Here is a 9,759-nt window from a genome sequence, read left to right as displayed (position 1 = left end):
CAGCAACAGCACCAGCAAGAGCAAGAGCAAGAGCAAGAGCAAGAGCAAGAGCAAGAGCAAGAGCAAGAAAACCAGCACCGGTAGACACCACTGCCGAAAAAATCTGGATCCAATTGCCCCACCCGCCCCGCCTCTCTACAATCCGCGCCATTACGGTCGACCCCGCCCATTCCCCGTCGACCCCGGAGCCTTCTATTCATGGAAGAGATTGAACAGCACTGGCTGTACGCCCTTTCTGCCCCCATGGCCGCCCTCAACGGCGCCAGCCTCACCTCCCCCCGTTACTTCGAAGCCGAAGGGGACCTGGACCTGAAAAAATGGTGGGGCATCAACAACCGCCGCGAGCTGCTCGACATGCTGCGCATGGCCGACACCGGCCACGCCGAAAAACTCAACGACGCCTACTGGCAATACCCTCGCCGCCAACCCAGCCAATGGCAGGCACTGCTTGACGAGCTGGGCCCGCGCGAGCGCGCCAACTATGAATTTGCCGCACGCACCTATGCCGATTGCGGCTTCGGCGGCACCCGCGCCTGGGACCTGGGCCGCATGGGCTACCTGCTGCGCGCCGGGGTGTTCGAGAACCTGATCACCGAGCCCGAAAGCCTCTGGCTGCACAGCCGCCTGGCACTGCGCGCACGCCATTTCTACAACAGCTGGGACACCTACATCGCCGGCTACATGTTCGGCAAATCGCTATGGAACTGCTCCAGCCATGACGACGACGTCTACCCCTACCGTATCGACCGCCAGGGCGCCGAGCACTGGAACCGCTGCATCATCATGAACATGCTCAAGCGCGGCAAGGCACTGTTCGCCAGCCTGCCCTGGGACCTGCCGCTGGACTACCCGCCCCGGCCCGATTCGCTCGAGGAGGGCACCTGGTCATGAGTTGCTGGATAAAGCTGGGCATCGAGCCCACCAAGGACCAGGACGTCATCCGCGGCGCCTACCGCGCCCGCCTGCCGGAGTTTCACCCCGAAACCGACCCGCAGGGCTTCCAACTGCTGCGCCAGGCCTACGAGCATGCGCTCAAGCTCGCCACCCGCACGGATGACGATGACGAAGACGACGAGGACGCCGGCGAAGAACAGGCCTACGCAGAACGCCCGCCGCGCCCGCCCCGCGTGCACCCGGTCATCGCCACCTTCGCCCGCATGCTCGCCGACCCGGCCCGGCGCTACAACGTCGATGCCTGGCAGGACTACTTGCGTGAGCTCGACCAGTTGCCCCTCGAAGAACTCGAGGACGTAAGCTGGGAGCTGCTGTGGCGCCTGGAAGAAGCCGGCCAGCTGTCCAATGCCTGCGTGCAGGTACTGGCCAAGCGCCTGGCCTGGGACAAACAGTTGCTGCGCCTGGGCTTCGAAGAGGCGCAGGAAGTCGAGACGCTGCTGGCTCGCTTCGCCGCCCCCGACCCGTTCGACATGCGCCTGATGAACGACTGGTCTACGGCTGCGCAGTTGGAAACCCTGTGGTACCTGCGCAGCCTGGACCACCTCTACAACAACCGCCCGCTGTTCGAACTGGCCGCTTTCGCCCGGGAACACACCGTGGTCGCCCTGCCCCCGGACGCCGCATTGGTCGAACGCCTGCTGCTGCAGATCGGCCAGGCCGGGGTGGCCAGCCCGAGCCTGTACGCGCTGTGCGTCGAACGCCAGGCGCTACAGCCCGACGATGTCGACGCGCTGTACCAGCTGGCCTGCCAGGCCAGCCTGCTGGGCAAGGAAGAAGAAGCGCTGTCGTGCTGGAGCCGCCTGTGGCTGGAGTTCCGCCACCCGGTGGCCGCCCGCGAGCTGCTGGACCTGTGCACCGCGCACCAGCCGCAACGCCTGCCGCTGATGATCCAGGCCTTCGACCGCCTGGCACCGGTGCGCACCTGGCCCGACGACCTGAGCGAAGACGAACAGACCCTGGGCAGCCCGGCGCAGCGCCCGGAAACCCTGACGCGCTGGTTCCAGGCCGCGCGCCTGGAACTGGACGGCATCGCGGGGCAGTTCGTCGACTGGCGGGCCACCGATGAGCGTGAGCTGGAACTGCTCGCCAGCCTGATCGACGAACACCCGGACCCGGCCCTGCAGCGTCTGTACCGTCACGCCTGGGCCCTGCACTGCGGTGACGCCGCGCTGTTGCAACAGGTGCTCGACGAACCGAAAAGCAGCCACCTGATCGATGAACTGATCCTCGACGGCTTGCGCTACCAGGCCCAACAGCAACTGGCCTGGCTGCAACAGGCGCCGATCCCCCTGGCGATCCAGGCGTTCCTGAACAGCAACTCGCCGCACCCACAACTGCCCGACGTGCTCAAGGACGGCGCCACCACCCTGTGCCGCGACTGGCTGCGCCGCCTGCGCGCCTACGACGGGCGCACCCTGGCCCGCCTGCACGAGACCTTCAGCCCGCGCGCCATGATGCCGGTACCGTTCGGCCTGGAGATGCAATGCGAGTTGGGCGCCGCAGGCGTGGTGCTGCCTCCCGCCCCGGCCGGCGCCGAGTTGTGGCACTGGCACCGCCAGGCACTGTTCATGCTGGCCCTGGCCCAGGCGCCACAACGCTGGCTGGCGCTGGTGACGCCGAGCATGCTCGACACCCTGCAGTGCCCACCCGGCCATCCGTTGGCAAAGGTCCATACCCTGCTGCTGAACCTGCTGCAGGAACAAGGCAACCTCGATGGGCTGTTGGGCTGGCTGGACAGCCGCGACCCGCTGCAAAAAGCCATTGCCGACAGCCTGCCCGCGCCGGACCAGGCCCTGAGCAGTGCGCGCCTGCCCAGCACGCTGGCGTTGCTGGCCAGCTACCAGAAGGACGAAGAGGCCTTCGCCGACGACCTGCTGGGCATGATGCTGTTCTGGGCGGTGCTCTACCACGACCCGGCACTGGATGCCGAACAGCACCGCGTGCTGCTGCGCACCATGGCCGACATCTCCAGTGAAGAGCCGTGGTTCGAAGCCTTTCGCAGCGGCCTGATCAAGGGCGAGCCGAACCGGCCGCCGCGCGAGAAACTCGATGCCTACGGCATGGACAGCGCGGTGTTCTACCAGGTCATGGATACGCTCAAGGGCCTGATCCGCTACGGCCGTGTCGGCGTACCGCGCCTCAAGGTGCTCAAGCAGCTGCAAAAGGCCAAGGATGACCCCAGCACCGGTATCGGCCTGCGCTTTGCGCTGACCGCGGTGTTGTCCTGGTGCGAGCGCCTGCTGCTGGCCCAGGCCGATCTTCAGCCAGTATCGCCCTGGGCCTTCTGGCGCTGGAACACGCGCCTGGGCCGTGGCGCATTCGTCGGCCAGCTGATGTTGTGGTTCTTCGTCACCCTGGTGCTTGCCATCACCTCCAGCGATGCGCCCGAGGCCATGGTCAAGATCGGCCTGGGCCTGGCCCTGCTGTTCGGCACCTGCCTGCGCCGGCTGCACGACATCGGCCACGGGATCGTGGTGATGGTGCTGCTGGCTGCACTGTCGGTAGCGCTGCCGTTCCTGCCGCTGGTGCTGGTGGTGATGCCCGGCGACGTGCTGCCCAACCGCTGGGGCGTGTCGCCGGAGCATCATGACCCCGACGCCCTCAGCGGCGGGCTGCAGGCTGTGCTGCGGCGCCTGATCGGCTAGAGGTTGAGTGCGTCCAGCGCCTCGTTCAACTGCTGGCGCTGGCTGGCGATCAGGCTGGACTGCTGGGTGGCCAGCACCTGGCTGAAGTCGCTCAGCCAGGTGCCGATCTGCTCGCGCTCATCGCCCAGGCACTGCATCCAGGCGCGCTCCAGGCGCGCCGTCAGGGTTCGGTTGGGCAATGCATCGCGCGGGTGGATCTTCAGCCCGGCCAGGCGCTGATGGCTGTTCTGGCGCGCCTCTTCATCCAGCCCGGTGGGGCTGCGGTCGATGCTGTGGCTGTGGCGCTTGCCGGTGTCCACCAGGGTCACGTCGACTTCGAGCAGGCCGTTGATGTCGTAGCTGAAGCGGATGTCCAGTGACTGGATCTTGTCCATCGGGGTCAGCTCGACGACGAAGCTGTCGATGAAGATGTTGTCACGCACCCACGGCCGCTCGCCCTGGTAGACCTCGACGTTGATGGTCTTCTGCTGCTCGTGGGAGGTGTAGAAGCGCTGCACCCGCGAGGTCGGTATCACCGTGTTGCGCTCGATGATCGGCGAGAATACCCCGCTGATGTTGGCGCCGCGGGTGGTCTCGATGCCCAGGGTGTAGGGGCATACGTCGGTCAGGATCAGCTCTTCGATGGCCGAGTCGCGCGCCTTGCAGGCCGCCTGGCTGGCAGCGCCCAGGGCGACGATGGTGTCGGGGTCGAGGTGGCGGTACGGCAGGCGGCCGAACAGCTTGGCCACCATCTGCTGCACCACCGGCATGCGCGTGGCACCGCCCACCAGCACCAGGCTGTCGAGGTCGCGCGGGCTCAGCCGCGCGTCGCGCAGGGCCTGCTCGATGGGCGCGCGCACCCGGCCCAGCAGCGGCTCCCAGATCGTCTGCGCGCCCAGCTCGTCCAGGGTCCACTCGCGGGGCTCGCCGGCCCCCTTCCAGTAGACCGTCTGCGGGCCTTCGCCCAGCTTGCACTTGAGCAGTTCGATGCTGTCGTACAGGCTCGCCAGCGCCTGCGGTTCGACGCTGGACAGGGTCATGCCCCAGTCCTTCAGGCAGGCCTGCAGCAGCGCTTCGGTGAAGTCTTCGCCGCCAAGAAAGTTGTCGCCGGTGGAAGCATGCACCTCGATCAGCGGCAGGGCGTATTCGAGCACAGTGACGTCGAAGGTACCGCCCCCCAGGTCGAAGATCAGGGTGCGCTCGAATTTCTGCTCGTGCAGGCCGTAGGCCATGGCGGCGGCGGTCGGTTCGTTGATCAGGCGCTGCACCTTGAGGCCCGCCAGCTCGGCGGCGAACACGGTGCGCTTGCGCTGTTCATCGCTGAAATAGGCCGGCACCGAAATCACCGCCTCGTGCACCGCGCAGCCCAGAAAGGCCTCGGCGTCGTGCTTCAGCGAGCCCAGCACCAGGGCCGAGAGCTCTTCGGGGCTGAATGCCTGCCCGCCCAGCTCCAGGCGCTTTTCGCTGCCCATGAAGCGCTTGAATGCCGCGACGCTGCGATCGGGGTGGGTGGTCAATCGCGAACGGGCGGCGCGCCCCACCAGGATGCTGCCGTCGTCATCGATACTGACCACCGAGGGGGTGAGCACCTCGCCAAGGGCATTCGGGATCAGTTGGGCACGGCCTTGCTGCCATACGGCGATCAGGCTGTTGGTGGTGCCCAGGTCAATGCCCAGCAAGGGCGCGGCGGCGGGGGTTGCATCCTGCATATGAGGTCTCTGGCAGTGGTCGTCATCGGCCAGCGGCCGGAGCTCGCCCGGCCTGCTGAAAGGCGCCCTACTTTAACTGAACCCCCCACCTCGACAAACAACGAATGCACACACGGCGAAAAAGGCCTGACCTGTAAAAAAACATATCTATGATAGTCATTCTCATTTGAGATAAGCTTGCGCATTACGTCGCACGAGCACAATGGATGTCCACCCCAACCTCCGCCGTCAACCCGCTGGTCAGCGCCTTCCAGGAGCATTACGCCGACCTTCTGGCGTTTCTTGCACGGCGCATGGGCAATGTGGAAAAGGCCGCGGACGTGGCCCAGGACACCTACCTGCGACTGGCCAGCCTGTCCGATACGGCGCAGATTCTCGAACCGCGTGCCTTTGTCTTTCGCGTTGCCAGCAACCTTGCCATCGACCGCCTGCGCCAGGAACAGCGACGCTCGGCGCTGCATGACGACGTCAGTGACAACCTGGACGTCTGCGACCCCCTCGCCTCCCCCGAGAAGCAGTTCCTGGCTGCCGAAGCAATCGAACAACTGGACCGCAGCCTGGCCCAGTTGCCCAGCAAGGCGCGCCTGGCACTGCTGCTCAATCGCCTCGAAGGCTTGACCCATGCACAGATCGCCGTGCGCCTGGACGTGTCCGAAAGCACGGTGGGCAAGTACATTGTGCAAGCCATGCGGCACTGCCGCGATTGGCTACGTCAGTCGGAATCTATTTAGAATGCCCGGTACGCCCCCTCTGAAGGTTTCAGCAGCCCCTCATCATGACTAGACCCAACCCTTCCCAACCATCCCCTGTCGAGCTGGAGGATCAGGCCATCGAGCAGTGGGTGATGCTGATGTCGGGGAATGCCAGCGAGTCGGATCATGCCGCGTTTCGCCAGTGGCGCCAGCGCAGCCCGGCGCACGAAGCAGCGGCGCGGCTGGCCGAGCAGATGTGGCACGGGGTAGCGCAGACGGCCACCGCGCAATCCTTCGTGCCGCCAGCGCCCCAACGCCGTGCAAAACCCTTGCGATGGGCTGCGCTGGCCGCCGGGCTGGCGGTGCTGGCCGTGACCCAGTTGGGGCAGCCAATGAAGGTGTACATGGCCGACCAGTCGACCGCCGTCGGCGAACGCAGGCACCTGGTGCTGGAGGATGGCAGCGAGGTCTGGCTCAACAGCGCCAGCGCACTGTCGGTGCGCTATTCGTCCACGCGTCGCGATATCGACCTGATCAAGGGCGAGGCGCTTTTCCAGGTCAGCAAGAACCCGGCGCGTCCATTCGTGGTGCATGCCGCCGCAGGCACGGCCCAGGCACTGGGCACCCGGTTCGACGTGAACCTGCTCGAACAGCAGGTGCGGGTCGGCGTCAGCGAGGGCGTGGTGCAGGTAACGTCCGGTGGCCAGAGCGCGCGCCTGGAACCGGCCCAGCAACTGGACTATGCCCAGGGCCTGCCACCGTCCTCCACGCGCCCGCTGGACCTGACCAGTGATGCGGCATGGCAGCGCGGCAAGCTGATCTTCAATCGACGCCCACTCGACGAGGTGGTCAGCGAAATCGGGCGCTATGTACCCGGCGCACTGGTGGTGACGGGGCAATTGCCGAGCACGGCGGTGAGCGGGGTGTTCAACCTGGACGACGGTGCGCAGATGTTCAGTACCCTGGCGCGCACCCAACCGCTGCGGGTCGTGCAACTGCCGTGGCTGACCCTGGTGATGAACCGCGAGAGCGTCGAAGAAAAATAAATCCGGATTTTGTTGGCAAGGTTGACGGCAATGAATCGTCGTTGGTTTGAACGCGAATACTTCTCATAAATATCGCTTCTTACCAACATTTGATGACGGACGATTTCAATGCAGGCGCTTTCCAACGCTTTTCCGTTCAGTGGCCGCACCCTGACGCTGGCCATCGCTCTGACCCTGGGTGGCGGAGTGCCGCTGACCCTGCCGCTGGCCCACGCAGCCGAAACCACCACGCGCCTGACCCTGAACCTGGCGCCCCAGGCGCTGGACCGGATGCTCACTCAACTGGCCGACCAGGCCAACGTACGTCTGGTGTTCAACTCCAGCGACCTGGCTGGCCGGTCCGGTCCGGCCCTGCAGGGTGCCTTTACCCTGGCCCAGGCCCTGGACCGGTTGCTGCAGGGCAGCGGCCATACCTGGCAGTTGCTGGACGGTCAGACCCTGTTGCTGGAAAAACTGCCTGCCGCCGATGCGTCCGTGGTGCTGGGCGCCACCAACATCGACAGCCGCGCAACCGAATCGGCCTACGGCCCGGTCGACGGGATCGTGGCCAAGCGCAGCGCCACCGGCTCCAAGACCGACACGGCCCTGAGCGAGATCCCGCAGACGATCAACGTCATCACCCAGGACGAAGTGAAGATGCGCGGCGCCCAGTCGGTCACCGAGGCCCTGCGCTACACCGCCGGCATGACCGGTGGCGGCTTCGCCGACCGGGTGAAGGTGTTCGATGAACCCACCTCCCGCGGCTTCTCCCCCACCCCGCTGTACCTGGACGGCCTGCACCTGCCCTACAGCGGCGGCAGCACGGGTGGCTCGCTGCAGATCGACCCCTACACCCTGGAGCGCATCGAAGTGCTCAAGGGCCCGGCGTCGGTGCTGTATGGCCAGAACCAGCCGGGCGGCATCGTCAACATGGTGAGCAAGCGCCCCACCGCCACGCCGCTGCATGAAGTGGTCATCGGTGGCGGCAGCTACGACCGCAAGTACGGGGCCTTCGACCTCGGTGGCCCGATCGACGATCAGGGTCAGTTCCTCTATCGCCTGACCGGCGTGGTCAACGACAGCAACTCGCAGATCGACTACGCCGACCAGAACCGCATGCTGCTGGCGCCCAGCCTGACCTGGCTGGCCAACGAGCGCACCACCGTCACGGTGTTCGGCCAGTACCAGAAAGACCGCGACACCCCGGAAGCCCAGGGCCTGCCGGCCAAGGGCACGGTGTACAGCACCGCCAACGGGCGCATCAGCCGCAGCCTGTTCATCGGCGAGCCGGGCCTGAACAAATATGACCGCGAGCAGTTCGTGGTCGGCTACGAGATCGCCCACGAGCTCAACGACACCTGGACCCTCAAGCAGAACGCACGCTACGCCGACCTCGACGACCGCTACGTCGCGCCACTGCACGGCTATTCATTCGGCCCCAACCCGGTCACCGGCGCCAACGACTTCAGCTACCAGGCAGACCGCTTCGGGGTGGACTGGGCGCAGCACAACCGGGTCTACGGCATCGATAGCACCGCCCAGGCCAAGTTCAAGACCGGCGAGCTGGACCACACCCTGCTGCTGGGGGTGGACTACTACCACTTCAACTCCGAGTTCCTCGGCCGATACGACCGTCGCGGCCCGGGCATCGACCTGTACAAGCCGGTCTACGGCAGCAAGTTCACTTTCACCCAGCCTTACCGCTGGGACAACACCATTACCCAGACCGGCCTGTATGCCCAGGATCAACTGCTGTGGAACAAATGGTTCCTGACCGTGGGCGGCCGTTATGACTTTGCCGAAACCGACAACAAGACGCCGCTCAACGGCGGCCACACCAACCAGAAGGATGAAAAGTTCACCGCGCGTGCGGGGCTGGGCTACTCGTTCGACAACGGTGTGACGCCCTACGTGAGTTACGCCGAGTCGTTTTTGCCGCTGTCCGGTGTCGACGCCAACGGTTCGGGTTTCGACCCCACCAACGGCAAGCAGTATGAAGTGGGCATCAAGTACGAGCCCAGGTCGATCGACGGTTTCATCCAGCTGTCCGCCTACCAGATCGACCAGGACAACATGCTGACCAACGACCGCGACGACCCGAGCCTGAGCGTGCAGAGCGGCTCGGTGCGTTCGCGTGGTGTCGAGCTGGAAGGCAAGGTCAATGTCACCGACAACCTGAGCGTGCTGGCTGCGGTATCACGCAACCAGATCAAGTGGCGCAGCATCAACGACGGCCGCGAAGGCCGTACCCTGGCCATGCAGCCACCGCTGACCGCTTCGGCGTGGGTCAACTACGATTTCGACGTTTCCACCGTACTGGCCGGGTTCGGTGTGGGCCTGGGCGCGCGCTATGTGCGCAGCAGCTACGGTTCGGACTACGTGGGCGACTCTTTCCAGATTCCGTCCTACACCGTGTATGACGCCATGGTGTCCTATGACCTGGAAAAATCGCCGCTGCACGTCAAGGGCGTGAAGCTCAAGGCCAACCTGCAGAACCTCACGGACGAGAAGTACGTGGCGGCCTGCAATGGCGGGCTGGACTGCTATTACGGCGAAGGCCGCACCCTGAGTGCAGACGTGACCTACAACTGGTAAGACGGCGCGAGGCTGTCTGGAAAAGGCGCCCTCAGCGGCGCCTTTTTCGTTGTTGGAGGGGGATGCATGGCAGGCGCGGCCAAACGCCAGGCACAAAAAAAGCGACCCTAAGGTCGCTTCGTTTGTGGCTTCAGGGAGTTCAGTGGGCCCTGAAGCTAAT

General features: G+C 65.3%; 6 protein-coding genes. 5 read left to right on the top strand and 1 reads right to left on the bottom strand.

Features of this window, described 5'->3' with window-relative positions; all coding sequences use genetic code 11:
* Window positions 1-198: 198 nt before the first annotated feature.
* Entirely contained in the window at window positions 199-891 is a 693-nt protein-coding gene (locus tag DN387_RS02720) for a DUF1266 domain-containing protein (protein WP_043860023.1), read from the top strand.
* Window positions 888-3,599: a hypothetical protein gene (locus DN387_RS02715; protein ID WP_054914673.1), complete on the top strand. Its 2,712-nt coding sequence runs from the start codon at window positions 888-890 to the stop codon at window positions 3,597-3,599. Before DN387_RS02720 ends, DN387_RS02715 begins: the two co-directional genes overlap by 4 nt.
* Here DN387_RS02715 and DN387_RS02710 read toward each other — a convergent pair.
* On the bottom strand, window positions 3,596-5,287 hold the full coding sequence (locus tag DN387_RS02710; RefSeq protein WP_054914674.1) for a molecular chaperone HscC: 1,692 nt from the start codon (window positions 5,285-5,287) through the stop codon (window positions 3,596-3,598). The genes DN387_RS02715 and DN387_RS02710 overlap by 4 nt on opposite strands.
* 206 nt (window positions 5,288-5,493) lie before the next feature.
* Between DN387_RS02710 and DN387_RS02705 the strand changes: the two genes are divergently transcribed.
* The 3 genes from DN387_RS02705 to DN387_RS02695 all read left to right on the top strand — a co-directional run bounded on the left by DN387_RS02705 (window position 5,494) and on the right by DN387_RS02695 (window position 9,599).
* Window positions 5,494-6,018, top strand: a complete 525-nt coding sequence (locus DN387_RS02705; protein WP_043860021.1) for a sigma-70 family RNA polymerase sigma factor — start codon at window positions 5,494-5,496, stop codon at window positions 6,016-6,018.
* Window positions 6,019-6,062: 44 nt separating this feature from the next.
* On the top strand, window positions 6,063-7,025 hold the full coding sequence (locus tag DN387_RS02700; RefSeq protein WP_082405706.1) for a FecR domain-containing protein: 963 nt from the start codon (window positions 6,063-6,065) through the stop codon (window positions 7,023-7,025).
* A gap of 108 nt (window positions 7,026-7,133) precedes the next feature.
* A complete protein-coding gene (locus DN387_RS02695) occupies window positions 7,134-9,599 on the top strand; it encodes a TonB-dependent siderophore receptor (RefSeq protein ID WP_054914676.1) in 2,466 nt (821 codons plus the stop codon).
* Window positions 9,600-9,759 lie beyond the last annotated feature (160 nt).

Origin of the sequence: Pseudomonas sp. FBF18 (genome assembly GCF_024261405.1) — a bacterium.
Classification (GTDB): Bacteria; Pseudomonadota; Gammaproteobacteria; order Pseudomonadales; family Pseudomonadaceae; genus Aquipseudomonas; species Aquipseudomonas palmensis.
Note: the sequence above shows the minus strand (reverse complement) of the source record. Positions and strands in the feature narration are given on the sequence as shown.

What these genes read in the sequence shown, in the direction of transcription:
- DN387_RS02720 (WP_043860023.1), top strand. Translation starts at nt 199, where the DNA reads ATGGAAGAGATTGAACAGCACTGGCTGTACGCCCTTTCTGCCCCCATG.
- DN387_RS02715 (WP_054914673.1), top strand. Translation starts at nt 888, where the DNA reads ATGAGTTGCTGGATAAAGCTGGGCATCGAGCCCACCAAGGACCAGGAC.
- DN387_RS02710 (WP_054914674.1), bottom strand. Translation starts at nt 5,287, where the DNA reads ATGCAGGATGCAACCCCCGCCGCCGCGCCCTTGCTGGGCATTGACCTG.
- DN387_RS02705 (WP_043860021.1), top strand. Translation starts at nt 5,494, where the DNA reads ATGTCCACCCCAACCTCCGCCGTCAACCCGCTGGTCAGCGCCTTCCAG.
- DN387_RS02700 (WP_082405706.1), top strand. Translation starts at nt 6,063, where the DNA reads ATGACTAGACCCAACCCTTCCCAACCATCCCCTGTCGAGCTGGAGGAT.
- DN387_RS02695 (WP_054914676.1), top strand. Translation starts at nt 7,134, where the DNA reads ATGCAGGCGCTTTCCAACGCTTTTCCGTTCAGTGGCCGCACCCTGACG.